Origin of the sequence: Halomonas sp. AOP22-C1-8, from assembly GCF_052378905.1 — a bacterium.
GTDB lineage: Bacteria > Pseudomonadota > Gammaproteobacteria > Pseudomonadales > Halomonadaceae > Vreelandella > Vreelandella citrativorans.
Genome location: NZ_JBQSYD010000001.1, coordinates 235,919 through 254,375 on the forward strand (window position 1 = coordinate 235,919; position 18,457 = coordinate 254,375).

General features: G+C 53.0%; 14 protein-coding genes and 1 riboswitch. Of the genes, 12 read left to right on the forward strand and 2 right to left on the reverse strand.

Features of this window, described 5'->3' with window-relative positions; genetic code table 11:
- The first annotated feature begins 12 nt into the window (after positions 1-12).
- The 10 genes from ACT3TY_RS01120 (at position 13) to ACT3TY_RS01165 (ending at position 14,915) form a co-directional block, all read left to right on the forward strand.
- On the forward strand, positions 13-3,066 hold the full coding sequence (locus ACT3TY_RS01120; RefSeq protein WP_193053188.1) for a virulence factor SrfB: 3,054 nt from the start codon (positions 13-15) through the stop codon (positions 3,064-3,066).
- On the forward strand, positions 3,063-5,831 hold the full coding sequence (locus ACT3TY_RS01125) for a putative virulence factor (RefSeq protein ID WP_444627137.1): 2,769 nt from the start codon (positions 3,063-3,065) through the stop codon (positions 5,829-5,831). Before ACT3TY_RS01120 ends, ACT3TY_RS01125 begins: the two co-directional genes overlap by 4 nt.
- The gene (locus ACT3TY_RS01130) at positions 5,824-6,924 is read left to right on the forward strand and encodes a hypothetical protein (RefSeq protein WP_192528419.1); all 1,101 of its coding nucleotides are present in this window, start codon (positions 5,824-5,826) and stop codon (positions 6,922-6,924) included. Before ACT3TY_RS01125 ends, ACT3TY_RS01130 begins: the two co-directional genes overlap by 8 nt.
- Positions 6,921-8,882 (forward strand): vWA domain-containing protein, encoded by a 1,962-nt coding sequence (locus ACT3TY_RS01135; RefSeq protein ID WP_192528420.1) that lies wholly within the window; start codon positions 6,921-6,923, stop codon positions 8,880-8,882. Before ACT3TY_RS01130 ends, ACT3TY_RS01135 begins: the two co-directional genes overlap by 4 nt.
- 28 nt (positions 8,883-8,910) lie before the next feature.
- Positions 8,911-9,585: an ABC transporter ATP-binding protein gene (locus ACT3TY_RS01140; RefSeq protein WP_287076923.1), complete on the forward strand. Its 675-nt coding sequence runs from the start codon at positions 8,911-8,913 to the stop codon at positions 9,583-9,585.
- Positions 9,569-10,792 carry an ABC transporter permease gene (locus ACT3TY_RS01145; RefSeq protein WP_225733911.1) on the forward strand — a complete coding sequence of 408 codons (1,224 nt, stop codon included), beginning with the start codon at positions 9,569-9,571 and terminating at the stop codon, positions 10,790-10,792. The genes ACT3TY_RS01140 and ACT3TY_RS01145 overlap by 17 nt, the downstream gene beginning before the upstream one ends.
- Positions 10,793-10,925: 133 nt before the next feature.
- Complete coding sequence (locus tag ACT3TY_RS01150; RefSeq protein WP_226913386.1) at positions 10,926-12,320, forward strand: SUMF1/EgtB/PvdO family nonheme iron enzyme; 1,395 nt, start codon at positions 10,926-10,928, stop codon at positions 12,318-12,320.
- A 33-nt stretch (positions 12,321-12,353) separates the two neighbouring features.
- Positions 12,354-13,091 (forward strand): hypothetical protein, encoded by a 738-nt coding sequence (locus ACT3TY_RS01155; RefSeq protein WP_192528422.1) that lies wholly within the window; start codon positions 12,354-12,356, stop codon positions 13,089-13,091.
- A gap of 9 nt (positions 13,092-13,100) precedes the next feature.
- Positions 13,101-13,601 carry a hypothetical protein gene (locus tag ACT3TY_RS01160; RefSeq protein ID WP_225733913.1) on the forward strand — a complete coding sequence of 167 codons (501 nt, stop codon included), beginning with the start codon at positions 13,101-13,103 and terminating at the stop codon, positions 13,599-13,601.
- Positions 13,602-13,640: 39 nt separating this feature from the next.
- The gene (locus ACT3TY_RS01165; protein ID WP_192528423.1) at positions 13,641-14,915 is read left to right on the forward strand and encodes a VWA domain-containing protein; all 1,275 of its coding nucleotides are present in this window, start codon (positions 13,641-13,643) and stop codon (positions 14,913-14,915) included.
- A 24-nt stretch (positions 14,916-14,939) separates the two neighbouring features.
- Here the strand turns inward: ACT3TY_RS01165 and ACT3TY_RS01170 are convergent, their stop codons facing one another.
- Both ACT3TY_RS01170 and ACT3TY_RS01175 read right to left on the reverse strand, forming a co-directional pair.
- Complete coding sequence (locus ACT3TY_RS01170) at positions 14,940-15,749, reverse strand: cytochrome c oxidase assembly protein (protein ID WP_192528424.1); 810 nt, start codon at positions 15,747-15,749, stop codon at positions 14,940-14,942.
- Between the two features lie 2 nt (positions 15,750-15,751).
- Positions 15,752-16,216 (reverse strand): DUF2243 domain-containing protein, encoded by a 465-nt coding sequence (locus ACT3TY_RS01175; RefSeq protein WP_087110788.1) that lies wholly within the window; start codon positions 16,214-16,216, stop codon positions 15,752-15,754.
- Between the two features lie 112 nt (positions 16,217-16,328).
- A riboswitch (cobalamin riboswitch) is annotated at positions 16,329-16,521 on the forward strand.
- Between the two features lie 73 nt (positions 16,522-16,594).
- On the opposite strand from ACT3TY_RS01175, the gene ACT3TY_RS01180 reads away from it, so the two are divergent.
- Positions 16,595-17,608, forward strand: a complete 1,014-nt coding sequence (locus ACT3TY_RS01180) for an ABC transporter substrate-binding protein (RefSeq protein ID WP_444627138.1) — start codon at positions 16,595-16,597, stop codon at positions 17,606-17,608.
- 81 nt (positions 17,609-17,689) lie between these two features.
- Positions 17,690-18,115 carry a pseudoazurin gene (locus ACT3TY_RS01185; RefSeq protein WP_225733914.1) on the forward strand — a complete coding sequence of 142 codons (426 nt, stop codon included), beginning with the start codon at positions 17,690-17,692 and terminating at the stop codon, positions 18,113-18,115.
- Positions 18,116-18,457: the final 342 nt, after the last annotated feature.

Consider the following 18,457-nt stretch of genomic DNA (forward strand, 5'->3'; position numbering starts at 1 on the left):
GGTAAACGGATTATGTTACCTGAGATTATTAATTTCGAAGAGGTGGCAACTCTGGTTAGCCACTCCGGCGTTCAGTTCCTGGACTTTGGTTTAACACTGGAGCCTCGCAAGGAGCCAGCTGGGGAGTTCATGTATCTGGCCACTACGGACAAGATGCTGACTCGCCTGCTGGTTAATGAAGAAGATGGCTCTTTATTTCATGAAGTAGAGCCTGGCGAGTTTGAAATCGTTAAACGCCCTCAATTCGACATGGCGATGTCGACAAGTCTTGAGCAGTTGGATAAAGCCTGGCTCCCGCTCCCCTTTTTCCGTTTTCGGCCGCCAAGCAAGTTTGATGAAGGCCCTGCCAACTGGGCCCGCATGCGCTTGACGGCCTTGGATGAGCCCGATATCGACGGCCATACTCATCGCCTGACGTTAGCCTTTGATACACAAACGCTGCCGCGTCGTGATAACACCGCATACCTTTGCCCAACGACGGATGACGTCAACTCAGGCACCAACTTCCGCCTGGCCACCAGCACGTCGAACATGCGCTGGTTTCTTGACCAATCCTGGGTAAGAGAATGGCTTGAAGAGCTTTTCCGCGAAGCCAATCCCAAGCTTGATAGCCAGGAAATGCGTGACGCTCTTGAAGAGTGCCAGCATTTTGCACATTACCTGAACGTACTTAGCCTGCTGCGCCAGCCTATCGAAGAAGAGCACAGCAAGCAGGGCAAACGCGTTCATATTCCTGACATCAAGGTTATCGCCCAGAAAGAAGGGGTAATTCCCGTCGACCTAGTGCTCGATGTCGGCAACTCGCGTACGTGCGGGATTCTGATAGAAGATCACGGCCAGTCGGGCATGGGGCTGAGACACAACTATGTGCTTGAGCTGCGTGACCTTGTCGATCCTGAGCGGGTTTATAGAGACCCGTTTGATAGTCGTATTGAATTCTCACAGACCTTTTTTGGCAAAGACCACTTATCCGTCAAGAGTGGCCGTCATGACGCTTTCTTATGGCCTACCATCGCCCGGGTTGGCGTGGAAGCAGGACGTTTGGCCGGACGGCGGCGGGGCACCGAAGGCTCCACAGGTCTATCCAGCCCCAAACGTTACCTGTGGGACGATGAGACATATCACCACGGTTGGCGCTTTAACAGTGCGTATGTGCGTACCGACACGGAGCCACATGCCACCGCCGCCCCCTTCTCTCATCTGATTAACGAGCTGGGGGATGCGCTCTACACGCTGGATGAAGAAGATCAGCTACCTGTCTTCAAGCCGCACTACTCGCGCAGCTCGCTGATGACCTTCATGCTGTCAGAAGTGCTGGCACAAGCATTGATGCAGATGAACAGCCCCGCTCAGCGTGCCCGGCAAGGGCATACCAACCGCCCTCGCCAGCTACGCTCTATCACCCTGACAGTGCCTCCAGCGCTGCCACAGGCAGAACGCAGCCTGCTGGTATCACGGCTTGAGCAAGCGGTTGCCCTGATCTGGAAAAGCCTGGGCTGGGATCACGGTGAAGAAGAGAGTAATCCGTTTGAAGCAGAAGCTGACGGCACCTTACGCGTCCCGATGCCGAGCTTGCGTGTAGAGTGGGACGAAGCCTCCTGCGGCCAGTTGGTTTACCTCTATACGGAAATCAAGGAGAACTTTGCCGGGCATCCAGAAGAGTTCTTCGCAACGCTTGCACGCCCTGATAAACCCCATCGTGAGCAGGTCAGCCTTGCCACTATTGATATTGGTGGCGGCACCACGGACCTGGTCATTACCGACTACCATCTTGACCGCAGTGGATCAACGAGCGGAGGCAGTAATGTCTCCGTCGTACCACAGCAGCGCTTTCGTGACGGTTTCCGCATCGCCGGAGATGACATCCTGCTTGATGTCATTCAGCTGTTCGTACTTCCCAGTTTTGAGGCCGCGCTCAAGCAGGCAGGAGTAGCATCGCCTGACTCGATGATGTCGCAACTATGCGGGCAGGACAACGCTAATGCCCAGAATCAGGTTCTACGCCAACAGCTTAACCTGCAGGTTTTCACCCCGCTCGGCCTAGCGCTACTTGAGGCCTATGAAAGCTTTAACCCCGAGCAGCCTTGTGGCTCAGAGACACTCACCTACGGTGAACGCTTAGGCGAGCACAAGGTAAGCACATCGGTGCACCGTTATGTCGAAACGGCACTAAGGCACGAGCTGGGCATGGACCTTACGTTTGATTTGATGAGCATTCCGCTTACGTTCAACTTGCTGGACGTTCATCGTGCCTTTTTGCAAGATCGCTTCAACATCTGCAAAACCCTGGCATCGCTGTGTGAAGTGGTTTTCCAATATCAGTGCGACATGCTCTTGATTACCGGCCGCCCATCACGTTTACCGGGTGTCCAAGCCTATTTGCGCAAAATGCTGCCACTACCACCGGGGCGCATCCTGCCACTGCAGGGTTACCGCACAGGCAGTTGGTACCCCTTCCATCGCAACGGCCGTATAGACGATCCTAAAACCACGGCTTCCGTAGGCGCGATGTTGTGCTCACTGTGCACCCGCCATGATCTGTCCAACTTCTTTTTCGATGCTGCGAAGCTGAAACCCTATTCAACGATTCGTCATATTGGTTTGATTGATAACAATAATACGATCCCTGATGCCGATATCACCTATCGCGATATAACAACCTCCGAAGACGGCACCATGATTCATCTGCAAGAAGATGAAACAGGGGAAACGCCCGCAATCGAAATGCGCGGTGCACTTCGAATCGGCTTTCGCCAGCTAGCCGCTCAGCGTTGGTCAGCGTCTCCGCTCTATACGCTGACGTTTACCCCGACCGGGACGGAGAAGTTCGAAAAAGCCAAAGCCAATACGGGCCACGCTTTCATATTGAAGGTACGTTTAGCGGTGGATGAACGGGCCAGCAAAGGCAGCCTGATCAGTGATCGCCTGAAGATCGCCAGCGTTGAAACGAGCGGTGAAGGCAGCTTTAGCTCACGTGACCTGAAGCTGCAGCTCAATACACTTAATGATGCCGGACTGGGCGATACCAACTACTGGCTGGACAGCGGGAGCGTAAAACGCACATGAACCAGTTGACACCCGAACAGTTGTCACCAGGACAGCTGACGCCAGAACAGAAACAGCTCAGCGAAGGCTGGAAGTCCTTTTATCAGGGCGCAGGTGAAGCCCTGGAGTGGATTGACTCAGTGCGCCAAAGCGCCCCCAGCCTCGACAGTGAAGCAGACACGCTGGGGCTTGCCCTTTATCGATCCCGTAACCTTGCGAAAAGCTTATCGCATGCCGCCACGACACCAATGACCGTCGGCTTTTTTGGGCTCTCTCAAGCGGGTAAGTCGTATCTTATATCCGCACTGGCGGCTGGCGAAAACGGCAAATTGGAAACGCGTTATGGCTCGGCTCGTTTAGACTTTATCGAACACATCAACCCTGTCGGTGGTGGTAAGGAAGCGACCGGCCTGGTCACACGATTTAGCCGCACGGCAAGCTCCGGCCCCAGCGAATTCCCGGTTGAACTCAAGCTGTTCAGCGAAGTGGAAGTAGCGAAAGTATTGGCGAATGCCTGGTTCAACGACTTCGACCACGAACGCGAAGACGTTTACGAAATTGATGAAAGCAAAGTCGCGCGCCTGCTGTCGCTTTACGCTGCTGAATCTGATGAAAAGCGCCAATCAGGGATAACGCCGAAAGGTGTAACGCCCGAAAATGTGGTAGAGCTTTGGGACTACCTACAGGCGAGCTTTCCTAAATCCGTCAGCAAACTCAACGCCCGCTACTGGCCGCAGGTAGTCAAGCTTGCCCCGCAACTTACCAGCCACCAACGGGCTGAGCTGTTCTCCATTTTATGGGGCGAACAACCCGAACTTACCCACCTTTATCGCCAACTCGCCCAGACCCTGGATGCCTTGGGCCACGCCGCTCGCGTTTATGCCCCGCTTCGCTGCCTGGTAGTGAGCGATGGAGGCGGCTTTAGTCAGCGCGACAGCATCATGAACGTCGACATACTGGAGCGCCTGGGTACCGCAAAGGATTATACGCTTGAGGTTTGCCCCTCAATTGGCGATACCCTGGCCGCGCCGGTTAGTTTATCGGTTGCCCAACTCGCAGCACTCACGGCGGAACTGACCTTTCCTCTGATCGAGCCTACCCGTGACCCGCGGGTAGAGCAGGTGGACCTGCTGGACTTCCCCGGTTATCGCGGCCGTTTAAGCCTACGTAATATTGGTGAATCAGGAAGCCAGGAAGGCCTTTCTCAACTCTTGCTGCGTGGCAAGGTGGCCTACCTGTTCGAGCGCTACACGGACAGCCAGGAAATGAACGGCTTGGTGGTCTGTACAAGTTCAGACAAGCAGAGCGATGTGACAAGCGTTGGCCCGGTCTTAACCCGCTGGATCGAAAAAACCCAAGGCGAAACAGCCGCCGAACGCGGCCAGCGCGATCCTGGGCTGATCTGGGCGCTCACCATGTTCGATAAGCGTATTTCCGGCGCGTTGCAACAAACCGAAAGCCAGTTGCGTGAAGGCTGGGAAGGTCTGATCAAAATGACCATGCTGGAGCGTTTCGGAAGCTTTGAGTGGATGCAGGAGTGGTCACCCGGCCAAGCGTTTAATAATACTTTCTTGGTGCGCAAACCGCGTTTGCCTGTGCCGTTCCTGGTAAGTGAAGAAGGCCGGGAAGTTGCCATAAACGAAGCAACACAAGCAGCCTTGGCAAGCATGCAAAATACCTTCATTGAAAGCCCGACGGTACAGCAGCACGTTCAGCAACCCGCCGATGCCTGGCAAGCAATGCTGACGCTAGATGATGGTGGCATGGCCCACGTTGGCGACTACCTGGGCCGCATTGCAGGCTTGGAGTACAAATTAGGCCGGATCGAAAGCCAGCTCAAGGAAACATATCGTACGCTGGTCACGGATCGTCTTGCTACTTGGCACTTCAATGACGCCGATGGTGAAGTAGAGCAGAAGCGCGCCATTGCAGGCCGTTTCTGGAAAGAGCTTCAGGTGCGCTGGCAATCAATGGGAGAGCTGCAATATCACCTGGAACTGCCCGACGAAACCGTTCGCGACCTCTACCTCAGTGACAGCGAAGACAGCCTGTCATCATCCACAGAAGATGACGACGACGCTAGCGTCGACAATGGTGGGCTATATGGCAGCAGTAGTGCTGGCCTGGAAGCTGACTTTGGAGCGCTTCCTTTTGGCGACAGTCCTGGCGAACCAACCGATATACCCGCCCAGGCACCAAGAGCGCCCGTGCTGCAAAGTGCTGATCACCGCTTTGCCAAGGCCGTCTATCACGCCTGGGTAGGTCACTTGCGTGAGTTTCCCCAGCGCCAAGGGCTGTTACGCATGCTGGGGCTGGATCGTGATTTGATGAAGCTATTGGCCGATGAACTGATTACAGGTGCCAGCCGGTCAAAGGTACAAGAGAAACTGCAAGAAGCCCTGCTGCAACGCATTCAAAGCGGCGCCCGCCGGGATCGGCTCGTGTCACGGCAAGTATTGACGGCCCAGCTCGTGCTGCGTGATTTCATTGCCTGGCTCGGTTTTCACTACCTTCCTGTGGATCAGCGGCCTGCAAGCCTTGTGGGTAGAAAAGGTCCCCTATTTGGCTATCAGCGTGACCACCTACCCAACGGCGAATTACCGCAACTACCTGACCAGCCCGTCAATCAAGCGCAGGTGTATTTTGGCAACTGGCTATCCGGACTTTATCTCATGACTCAAGAAAATGCCGGGCATAGCGGCGGTCGCGAAATCACCATTGAGCAGAATGAGCGCCTCGGTGAGGTACTTGCGTTATTCACTACCAAGGAGAAGGCGTATGCGTAAAGTTGAGCTTCGCCCCCTGTCTGATCTTAAACCCGGTTATGCCCAGCTAGTAATGATCGGTGGCACTCCTCCGAGCGAAGGTCTGTCGGTAGACATTCAGCGCAACCAGGATGAACACTTTTTACAAGCCGATGGAAAGTGGGGAAGCCACTCTTTTAAATTCACGCTGCCAACGCTGCAAACCAATGCGGACGGCCACTCGACGGCTGTGGTCGATGAGCAGATCGTTGACCCACTAATCGAAAATCCGCATGCCACCAATATGGTTCGGTTTTACGCTGCTGATGGCACGGAGTTGGGGCGCGCACGTTTAAAGCTAGCCCGTGACCTGATGCCATCCGGCGCCAGTGGCAGTACGCCCTCATTAGCCGCAGGAGCGGCCCTACATTCACCGGCGGCGCCAGAACCCGAACCAGAGCCTGACCCCATACCGGTTGAGCCATCACCCGCCGAGGTTACAACGCCAGCGCCAGAAGCGCCCCAGACAGCAAAAAAGGGCAATAAGCGATGGCTTTGGATAGTACTGGCTATTGTGCTTTTGGCACTTCTTGCAGCCGCCGCCTGGTTCGGCCTAGCGATGCGCAATGCGCCTTCAGACGCTGCCAGCGAAGCAGAGCAGGAGGAAAGTCAGCCTGAACAGCCGTTGGAAGAAGAGCCTGCTGCCCCAGAACCTGAACCTGAACCTGAATCTGAACCTGAAGCTGAAATAGCTCCGGTCGGTGAAGAGGGCCCGGCAGAAGGGATTGCCGCTCCCTGCTCTCTTCAGCGTATGACCGAACAGGGCGAACTTGAGTTTATTCAGAGCTGCACCTCTGCTGGGATTGATTCTGACGTCATGCTGAGCGTGATTGACGACGCGCTAGCGAATGAGCGTTGCGGCATAGCACGTCGTCTTTACGCCCATGAGGCGCTTAATGGCGATATTGACGCCGCGCTTGGCTATGCCCGCCAATTTGATCCTGAACAGCATGCATCCAGTACCTGCTTCCCAGAAGCGGATGCTGAAACCGCTATCTTCTGGTACGAGACCGCCCAAGGCATTGACGCCACAAATCCAGAAGCTAATCAGCGACTTGAGGAACTTCAGCCATGACACTGCACAGGATACTGCTGAGCCTGACGGTAGGCATGTTGGCAGCTACTCAAGCGCTCGCTGACGACCGACCTTTATTACAAGAAGGAAAGGAAACACTTTACCAACGCGTTTTGACAACGCCAGGCTGTCACCTCGTGCAAGATGCAGGCGGTGCAGGGGGCGAGCTCCAACCTGCCTTTAGCCGTTTTTATGTGTATCAGTTGAGCGAGAAGAGTGGCGAAAACTGGCTAAAGGTGGGCCCCGATAGTTATGGCAGCGCCATTGGCTGGCTGCCTGAATCCTGTACGGTCGATTGGAAAATGCAGCTCACACTGTCATTTACCAATCCTGCTAATCGTGAACGTCTGATGTTCTTTAAAGAACGTGACGGACTGATGCAAATTTTTGACGACTTTGAGCCTTCCGGAAAAGTAGCTCCCTTACGTGCTCAGCTACGCCGTGATGGTGAGGCTTCGGGGATCGTCGCCCAAGAGCCTGAGTACTTTGTCGATCTTCAAGAACAGTTTTATTTACTGCCTATTCTTGAAGGCGAAGAGATCATGACTGAGGCTGGCTTTATGACACGCTTGCTGCGTGTTGCTTCTGTCAGTGAGGCGGCTGAAGAAGGCCAGCAGGATGATACCCAGAAGGATCCTTCAGCGCAGTTACGTGAGTTTAATGCCGGTGTTGTATTTGTCATTGACTCCACCTCTTCCATGGGACCCTACATTGAGCGTACCCGTGAAGCCGTTGAGCGTATATACCAGAGGATTGAGGACCAACAGCTCACAGACCAGGTAAAATTTGGCCTGGTTTCCTATCGCGACAGCGTAGACGCAGCACCCGGCATTGAGTATGTCACCCGTATGTTCGCTAATCCTGCTGATATTGAAAGCGGCAACGATTTTATGGCCCGGGTGGCAAGCCTCAGCGAAGCCCAGGTTTCTACCGTTGGCTGGGAGGAAGATGCTTATGCGGGCATCATGCAGGCAGTCGAAGAGATTGAGTGGAGTAATTTTGGCGCGCGCTACATTGTTTTAATCACTGACGCCAGTGCAATTGACAGTGATAGCGAGCGCTCGTCGACAGGGTTTAGTGCAGACCAGGTTCGTCTGGAAGCCGCCCGTCAAGGTATTGCAGTCTATACCTTGCATTTAAAAACCCCTGGCGGCGAGAGCAACGGGGACCATGCTAAAGCTGAAGCACAATACAGCAACCTCTCTACGTTCGCAGGCACGGGCACCTCACTCTATTACCCTGTTAATACAGGCGATGTAACACTTTTTGGACAGCGTGTTGATGCTTTAGCCTCCGCGATTACGGACCAGGTTCAAGCGGCATATTTAGGCGATGAGGCCATCGGTAGCGCTTTAAACGCCGAGCCCACTGAAGACCCAAGTGAGCAACGTTTGATGGATGATATGCAGGTCATTGGCCATGCAATGCGCCTTGCTTACCTTGGCCAAGTAACGGGAAGCCAAGCTCCACCCGTATTTGAAGCATGGATTAGCGACCGAGATCTCATTGCTCAACATGTGCCAACCATCGACGTGCGCGTACTGCTTACCAAAGGGCAGCTTAGCGATTTGAGTGACGTGGTCAGTGAAATTCTTAACGCAGCAAATGCTGGGCTTATTTCGCCGACCGACATGTTTGATCGGCTCCGCTCTGTGGCTGCAGCAATGGGTGCGGATCCTAATCAAGTACAGCAAAGCGAAGGGCAGCACTTAAGCGAATTAGGACTTATGGGCGAGTACCTTGACGACCTCCCCTATCAAAGCGAAGTGCTTAATCTTGATGAAGAAACCTGGCTGAGTTGGGATGGTTTGCAGCAAGAACGCTTTATCAGACGCCTCGCCACTAAACTACGTCATTACCAGCGCTATAACGAAGACGTTGATAGGTGGGTATCTCTCGCTGAAGGCGCCGACCCTAGAGATGATGTCTATCCGATTCCACTAGAAATGATGCCTTAAGCCTGTGCTGAATCTAAAGGAATTACGTGTGGCACGTGGTGAGGGCGATGAGCGTCACGAAGTCTATTTGCCAGAACTTGCTCTCATCTCGGGACAAGTAGCGGCAATTGTCGGCCCTAGCGGCTGTGGTAAAAGCACCCTGCTAGAAGCAATAGGGCTTTTGCTCGCTCCCAGCACGCTGCAAAGCTATTCGCTTGGGAAGGCAAAGACCGACGTGGCCGCCTTGCTGCATAACAGGAACGAAAACACCCTGGCCAGCATTCGCTCGAAAGACATTGGCTTCTTACTACAGAACGGTGGGCTGCTGCCGTACTTGAGCGTACGCGACAATATTACGCTCCCCCGGCGCTTATTGGGCCTACCCGCTAGTAGTGAACGCATTCAGCATGCCTGTGCCAAGCTGCGCCTGGACGCTCTGTTGGATAAACGCCCTAGTGCGCTTTCCATTGGAGAGCGCCAGCGCACTGCTTTCGTGCGAGCGATGGCACATGAGCCGCAGGTATTACTGGCCGATGAACCCACGGCAGCTCTTGATCCATACGCAGGGGCTCAGCTTTTTGACCTTATGGTATCGCTTGTGAAAGAGCTCGATATGGCTGCACTCGTGGTCTCCCATGACTACACGCTGGTTGATCAGTTCAAACTGCCAAGACTGGCAGCCTCCTTAACGCCAGAGGGGTGTTGTTTTGCCTTCGCGCAGTAACCGATTTTTTCTCATTACTCGTTTAGCGTTGCAGGATCTTTGGCATGATCGCCAAGTATCGTTATGTATCGCGGCCGCTTTAGTAGCAGTGATTGCGCCGCTGTTGCTGCTTTTCGGACTCAAACATGGCGTTGTTAGCCAGCTTCAAAGCGAGCTACTTGATGACCCACGAAACCTCGAAGTGCGCATGCTGACAAGCGGTAGTTATGACGATCACTGGATGACGAAACTGCGCGAACATCCCGAGGTAGGGTTCGCTATTGGGCAAACACGCTCACTGAATACTCAAGCCAATTTGCTGAAGGATCGTCAGCACTTCCTGGAGGGCATCGAATTGATTCCTTCGGCACCTGGCGACCCGTTGCTAAACACCCTGGATCGCTACCCTGAAGGGGCACGCATCATCTTAAGTGAGTCAGCGGCCAGGCGCCTTGACGTCATCGAGGGCGAATCTCTTACTTTAGCGGTTAACAGAAGGCTTGATGAACAGCTTGAGCGTGGTCACCTGAACGTAGAAATTGCGGGTGTACTAGAGCCTGCCCGCTTTTCGCGTCCGGCTGCTTTTGTGGATCTTTCACTGCTTATTGAGTTGGAACACTTTCGAGACGGTCAAGCAAGTCCCCTTTTAGGCATAAATAATGGCTTAGCGCGAGATGATTACCCATTGAGATACGCCCGGGCGCGTGTTTACGCCAAGGATGGCGATTCAGTACAGGGATTAGTGGAGTGGTTGGAGAACCAGCGTATTGATACTGCAAGCCAGCTTGCTGATATTGAAAATGTACGCACCATCAATAGAGTTCTAGAACTCGTTTTCGGTGTTATTGCCGTAACAGCGATTATTGGATGCATGGCCTCCATGAGTGGTGCTTTTTTAGCCAACATTGATCGAAAACGCCGTGAGTATGCTGTTTTACGCTTGCTTGGTTTTCAACGCCCGGCTATCGCCACCTATATAGCCGCTCAAGTGAGCGTGTTAACGCTAATCGCTTTTGTGGCAGGGCTGGGCCTATTTGCGCTGGGTTCCGTCGTTTTTAACCGTGCCCTCGCCACGAGCCATTTAGCCTCAGGCGTTGTGAGCCATATTACCCCCCTCCATGCCGTGATCGCTTTAATACTCGCTTTTTCGGTAGGGCTATTGGTCGTCATGGTCGGCGTGATACGTGCCTACGGAATTCAACCAGCGGAGAGTCTACGTGAAGCTTGAACGTTGCCTTATCTTATTATTGTCCGGACTTAGCGTTTCCAGTATTGCCCAAGCGGAGCAATGGCCTGAAAGACTCTACAACCCAGCCCCTTCGAGTGGGGATGTGGTGCTTCCAATGCCGTGCGGTGGTGCAATGACGTTTCGCCAGGTACATGTGCCCGTCAGCAAACCACTCGATGACTTTCCCGTTCAAGTAGGGCAAGACGGCACAGGATGGGGTTACGTGGAGCAAAGCCGTCCAGCACATATTTCGGGTAGCTTTATAGACGACCAAGGAGCTACCTCCCGGTACTACCTAATGGCCAAGTACGAGCTAACCGAACTACAGTACGAAGCCCTAATGGAAAACACATGCCCAGGCCTCTCTAATCGTAAGCGTCTTCCCAAAGTAGGCATTAGTTGGTTTGATGCCATGCAGGTTGGCGATACTTACAACCTGTGGCTGCGTGACAATGCGGTGGATGCACTTCCTCAGGAAGACAGTGCGTTAGGTTTCGTGCGTTTACCCACAGAAACTGAATGGGAGTTCGCTGCACGTGGCGGTCTTGAAGTAAGTACGGCGGAGTATCGTGATTCTCGTTATCTCATGCCAGAAGGAATTAATGCTTACGAATGGTTTTCAGGCGCTCAGTCTTCCAATGGACGACTCCAGCTAACAGGCCTATTGGCCCCTAATCCATTAGGCCTACATGACATACTGGGTAACGCCAGTGAAATGATGTTTGAACCCTTCCGACTTAACAAGCTTGACCGCCAGCATGGCCAAGCAGGTGGCGTTATCGTGCGCGGTGGCAATTATTTAAGCCCTCGTGAAGACATTCGCACGGCCTTACGTAGTGAAGAGCCGTACTATGATGGTGAAGGCCAATCCCGCGGCCGTGCTACCGGCATGCGCCTGGCTGTCGTAGCACCGACACTTACCTCCCGAGAGCGTATCGCAGAGATCGAAGAGCAGTGGGCAGCGCTTGGACTGGGAGAGGAAGAAGATGGCACGCCGGATACGGCAGTCCAGTTGGCCGCCCTGGCCTCTGGCGTACAAGATGATGCTTTACAAGAAGAACTTCAGTCACTAGAGCGCCAGTTGCGTGCCAGCAACCAACGTCGTGAAGAAGCACGCAACCAGGCAATTCGTGCCAGCCTCAACTTGGGTGCTTTTCTATGCACCAAGTTAGAAGACGATGGCGTTTTTTATGATTTTCTGGCGGATAACTATCGGGTTAACTGTGAAAACGACAACCCTGATGCCAGTTGCGGAATGCGGCAAACCCGCCTGGAGGATCAAGAACAGCGCCTTCAAGGTCTTAGCCGTTATTACGCAAGCAGTTTGGTGGAATCCGCCACTCTATATAGTTCCGATTCTCTAGCAGAACAAGTGCAAGTATTTAGCGAAATTCTCTCCCTTAACGCTCAGTTAAGCGAGCTTGAACCCTATCTTCAAACTTACTGGGGGCATCAGCAACAGTTTTTAAACAATCAGAGCATTACCGCCGGGGCTTGGCTTGAGAACTGTAAAGCCATGGCAAAATAATAACCACTATTAAACAACGCAAGGGAACAACACATGTCGCTCTACACCACTTATTTTAAGAAGCTGCTCGTTGGCTCAGCAATAGCAAGCACACTTGCTCTATCTGGTTGCGCCAGCACCGGTAGTAGCTTATTCAACAGTTCTGACAACCAATCAGCAGATCCACGCTTAACGCAAGGCAACGATGCTCAGTTTTTCAATAAATCTGGTTTTCAAGCCTGCGCAGCAGGTGCAGCTGTTGGCGTTATAGGATGTATGCTCAGTGGCTCTAGCAACCAAGCTCAGTGTGCCATTATTGCAGGCATCAGTGCCTGTGGCGTCGCCATGGGTGCTAACTACTATTTAGACCAGCGGCGTAATGAATATGCTTCATCAGCAGAGCGCTTACAGATGATGAGCAAAGATATTCAGCAAGATACTCAGAAAGTTATCGCCCGCACAGAAACGGCCCGTCAAGTTATGGCCGAAGACCGCCAACGTATCGAACGATTAGAGCAGGAAATGGCTGAGCAACGTATAAACCAGGAAATGGCTCAAAACGATTTAGCCGGTATCGACAGTAATATCGAGATCCTACGACGCGATATTCGAAACATGCAAAAAACAGTGACCGAATATGAAGAAGTGGCCCAGTTAGAGCGTCAAGAAGCAAGCTCTTCTGAAATTCAGCAGGTTGAGCAAGACATTGCCGTAATGAATCAGCAGGTACTAGCGCTGCAACAAGAAGTCGATGATCTCTACAGCATGCGTTCTGCGATCACTCTGGGGTAAGAAGACACTATGATGAAGTTTCAACTTATGGCTGTCGCTTGCGGCCTGATACTACTTAATGGCTGTGCCACTTCTCCGCAAGCTTGTGACCCCAGCCAAGAAGCCAGTCTTCTCACCAAGCTATCTTGTGATGCTGGCGGCGGCTATCGGTCACGTATCGATGCTGGCGAGCAGCAAGTGCAGCTTGATAAAGAAGAAAATGCACTGTTTCGTGATATCCAGCGGCAAATTGCAGAGCAGCAACGTGCTACACGAGATGAGCTACGCGTGACTAATCAGCAACAATATGAACTTGAGCGTACGATTGAACACTTAATGGTGCGCTTACAGAGCCGCTCTCAAGATCAGTTAGGGCTACAGCATCAACTGAACGCGTTAGCGCAGCAGAATAACGCGGACTTAGCAACGTCTGGTGCAGAAGAGGAGAGTTTCGCTGAACGACAAGCACGGCTTAAAGCTTTGCAAGAGCAAGTAGACAGACTTCAACAAAGCCTGGGCTATGCACCGTGATGATTCAAAAGATAGCGGCCTCCTCGCTGGAGGGCCTCCATGCAGCGTATTCTGCGTGAGGAAGGGCTTGCTTTGGCAGACCCTCTGCAACCACAGCGGTTGCAGAGGCTCGTCCATCGCTACAGCCCTCCTAGCATAGGCAACTTATTTGCCACGCCTCGCCCGGGAAATTCCGATAGTCTGGAGTGGTGGACGGAGTTACCGGGACAATCCCATCACTTTAAAGAGCTTCCACTCAGTGACCAGCAGAAGCTGAAAGAGCGTCTTGATCAACGCTTATTGGCTTTAAGCAACCTGATCACTGAACTGGAAAAACGAGACAACGCAGCTGCGAGTGAGTTAAGGCAGTTGCCCTCGGGGCCCAGCACCGAAAATCTGTACTCAGTAAATGGCGAACCGCTTTTAGTTCACTGGGTACCCGTGCAGTCGATGGCAGGTCCTGTTACGTCCTCAACGCCAATCAATCAACCTGTAATGGCACGACCAGCAGATCCTCCAAGGCGGCGCTATCACTTGCTATTACCGTTATTACTCTTACCGCTTATGGTTGGGCTAATACTGCTTGGCTTGTGGCTTGCCTTTAATCGATGGGGACCGTTTTCTCTTCCTTGGCAACCAAGCGAAGACGAAACAATCCCTCTTGTCTGCTATAGCGACAACACCCCCCCACCAGAATTCGTAGCTATCTTTGATACTTCCGGTTCCATGAACCTGAATATTCAAACGTCCAGGGAAGATGAATTGTGGTTTTTCAACATGCCCGATGCCCTGCGTGAGTTTCAGATCAATGATCCACGTATGCAGCAAATAATTGCCAGTCCCTCACGTCTCACTGTCGCTCAAGGAGCCTTCACCGACTTAGTGCAGGCGATTGACCCCAGTGTCGATATTGGACTGATCACCTATCAAGGGTGTGACGCTACGGTTATGCAAGGCATGTTCTCTGCAGAGCAACGCCCACAGCTCATAAAGGGTGTTAATCGATTGCTGGCTAATGACGGTACACCACTAGGAGCAAGCTTATTACAGGCCGCCAATATCGTTGATGGCAAAGAGCGTGATGCGGTTATTTTAGCGTTTGTTGATGGCGATGATGGCTGTGGTCAGGACCAATGCGCTATTGCTCAAGAAATTGCCCGCCAACAGCCCAGGCTCAAAATTAACGTTGTGGATATTTCGAACAGCGGATTATCAAACTGCATCGCCGAACAAACAGGTGGGCGCGTGTTCGGATCTCAAGATGCTGAAATGATTAGTACAATGCTATTAGATGCGGGAAGAGAAGCACTTGGTGAGGAGTACTGCACCCCCTAAGTCTAAGCCTTTAAAACCATAGTATTAACCAATCCTAGCGCCTGACAATAAACCCTCACGCCGCTCAACGGGCGTGCGCAACCAAAGCGTTAACAACACCACGGCCAGCAGCACTTCCGCCAGGTCGCCGCCGTAATACATCCATTGGGCGGCGGCCTGTACTTCCTCAAGCGAATGGCCAGTACCACGAGGCCAACCGTAGCCGTACATCAGCTTGCCCAACAGGCTATGAGTGGCAATAGACGCAAACAGTACGCCCATCCGAAAAAGCAGGCTCAGCCGATGGGGCGACACATCAGGCTCGGCCAGAATCGTCCAGCAGAACAGGTACCCGGCCAAAAGAAAGTGCAGGTGTATGACAACATGCACTATCGGGTGATGGAGAGATAGCGCATAAAGCGGCGTTAAATAGAGCACGTACATACCGCCGATATTGAGCACAAGTGCGCTAACCGGGTGTGAAACAAAGCGCACAAACCGGCTGTGTAGCAAAGCGACGACTCGTCTTCCGCCCGCCTGAGGCAAGGCGCGTAGCAGTAACGTAACAGGGGCCGCCAGTACCCAAGCGAGCGGTGCAAACATACCAATTAATAGATGCAAAACCATGTGGCCCACTAGATCATGGTGCGCCCAAGCCATTAAAGGGGGCGCCACGGCGATAGCTATCAGCAGACTACCCAGGCTAAAAAAGATACTTCGCCAAACGCTCCATCCGGCTGTTTGTTGCCGCTGGGCATAAGCGGCCAGAAGATACGCCAGCGTAAGTAGAACGATCAGTGCCACGGGCAGCCAATCAAGCATCGACCCATGAGCGGCGTGATCGTGAGCCTGCATGCTTAACGACGCGCCAAATGCTTGGCGCGAAAAAGCAGCCAGACGCCTACCAACAATAATCCTATCGCCGCGCCATTCCACACCACGTCATACATCAGCGGATCAACCCCATAGCGAATCTGGTGCAGGCGTAAAATCTTGTGGTTAATAACACCATCGAAAAGCTGAAACCCGCCCATCCCCAGAAAGAAGCCCGCTTGAGCCCATGGGATCGACAACCGTTTGCGCTGGGAAAGATCAAGCAGCATAAACACCCCAACCACGATGGCAAGGAGTTCAAAGGCATGCAGCAAACCGTCCGAGAGAATCCCAAACGCAGGTGTGGAGAAATCGAAAAAATGGTGCCATTGAAGCAGTTGGTGGAAGACGATTTCATCGACAGCGGCCATGACACCAATTCCCATCAGAATGGCTGCCCACAGCGAGCGTTGGGTATCAAATACTGATGAGGCGGGGTAGCTAGCCATGGCATCCTTGCTCCTGGAAGTTTCCCCTCAAGTTAGGTACGCCACGCGCTTATCGCAACCAGAAAGAGGTGATCCCAGGCTAATTTTAACCATGTTAAGCCTCATCGTTACCCCCTAGAATAGCCACGTCGGTGTTCTTTCGAGAACCTAATAGAGAATCCGCCGTGGCCTGGCCGCGAAACGGAACTGCCCCCGCAACTGTAGGCGGCGAGCGATGCTCGACAATGCCACTGGACGCTATGTCTGGGAAGGTGAGCTAGCGACGACCCGTCAGTCAGGAGACCTGCCGACACCCTAACCTTCATCGAGCGGGTCGGCTCGGCTGGCTACTTAGCCAGCTACACGCCAGCGGCCTGCTCATCATGCACGGGAGTGTACATGATGTTGAGATTAACCACGGCGGCTGTCGCCAGCCTTTGGCTTGGGCAAACCGCCAATGCCGCCACCGATTACCCCTTGACGCTTGAAAGCTGCGGGCACGAGATCACACTAGAATCGCCCCCTGAGCGGGTAGTGAGTATCGGCCAAGCGCCCACCGAGATCCTTTACATGCTGGGCCTTGAAGATACGGTTGCTGGCACCGCACTCTGGATTAACCCGGTACTGGAGGAGTTTGCTGACATTGACGCTAATGTCGAACGGTTGGCGGATGATGCACCAAGCTACGAAAGCGTGGTGGCTACCAAGCCCGACCTGGTGATATCTGCCTATGAGTGGATGATTGGACCCGCAGGCGTGGTCGGTACGCCTGAGATGTTTGCCGATGTGGGCATTCCCAGCTGGACCATGCCCACGGAGTGTATTGGCAAAAGCAACCACCAGAGCATGGACGGCGCCCGCACAACGCTGTTTGATACCGAACTGCTTTACAACAGCATCGCGACGCTTGCGCAGATGTTTGATGTTGCCGAACGCGGTGACGAGCTGATAACCGAACTGAAGGCGCGTGAAGCTGCGGCCATCGAAAAATCGGCGGCTCTTGATTTACCGGACGATACTACCGGCGTGTTTTGGTACTCCTCCGCCGACCTGGGCATCGACCCTTACGTGGCAGGTGTTAATAGCGTGCCCGGCTGGATGATGTCGAAGCTGGGCATCGCTAACGTCGTGACATCAGAAGAGGAGTGGCCCACCGTCGGTTGGGAAACCATTGTTAGAAGTGATCCCACGTTTATTGCTGCCGCCAGAATGGATCGCCGTCGGTTCCCAGCCGACGACATTGCCGCCAAGCGGGCGTATCTTGCGTCAGACCCTGTCACCAGCATGACCGAAGCCGTGCAACAAGGCCGCATTATTGAGATTGATGCCCATGCGATGGACCCCTCGGTTCGAGCGATCTTTGCGCTGGAAGCACTCGCCAACCAGTTAGCGGAATTTGACCTATCACCGTGAGGCATTGCGCCGCCACATTGAGCGTGCCCCAAGGGCGCGCTTCTTACTCATTAATGTATGGGCTTACTCACTATGAAAATGATGCAACGACTTATTGTTCTGCTTGGTCTGCTACCGCTGGCGGCTCTAGCCAACACACATACCGTTGAGATGCTGAACCGCAATGATACCGGGCCAATGCCTTTCGCACCGGACTATCTTATTGTTCAACCTGGCGATACGGTGAAATTTCTAGCCACCGCCCCGGGGCATAATGCGGCCACCATTGACGGCATGATCCCCGAAGGCGGCGAGGCATTTGTAGGCAATATTAACGAAGAGATTGAGGTAACACTGAATGCCGAGGGCATTTGGGGCATTAAGTGCTCGCCACATTACACCATGGGCATGGTGATGCTGATTCAAGTCGGCGATACCACCGCGACGGAAGAGGATCTGCCCGACAACCTGCCTGCACCGGCACGCCAGCGTTTTGTTGAAATCCTGTCACGGCAGGCAAACAATTAACTATATTACTTTATCTATTAGGGCGGCTTGCCACATCAAACCGCCTTTCAAGATCAGCATTTATTTATCACCTCGCGAGTTTTGGTCACTTTTGATATGAAGAAGCTCTCTGGGTGAACTATCTAACATGTAATGTTGATCTTCTTTGCTCTCTATCCACTCAGATAACCAAGTGAGCAGACATTAAACATACGACGTTAACACCCACCAACATGCCACTTAGATCGCACATCGCCCCACCATCTCCTTTACGACACCTTGCTATCTAACAGCGACGCCACCATTAAAAAAAGAAACAACTGATAAGAAAAAATAAAAATCACTTTAAACACATCAACTATT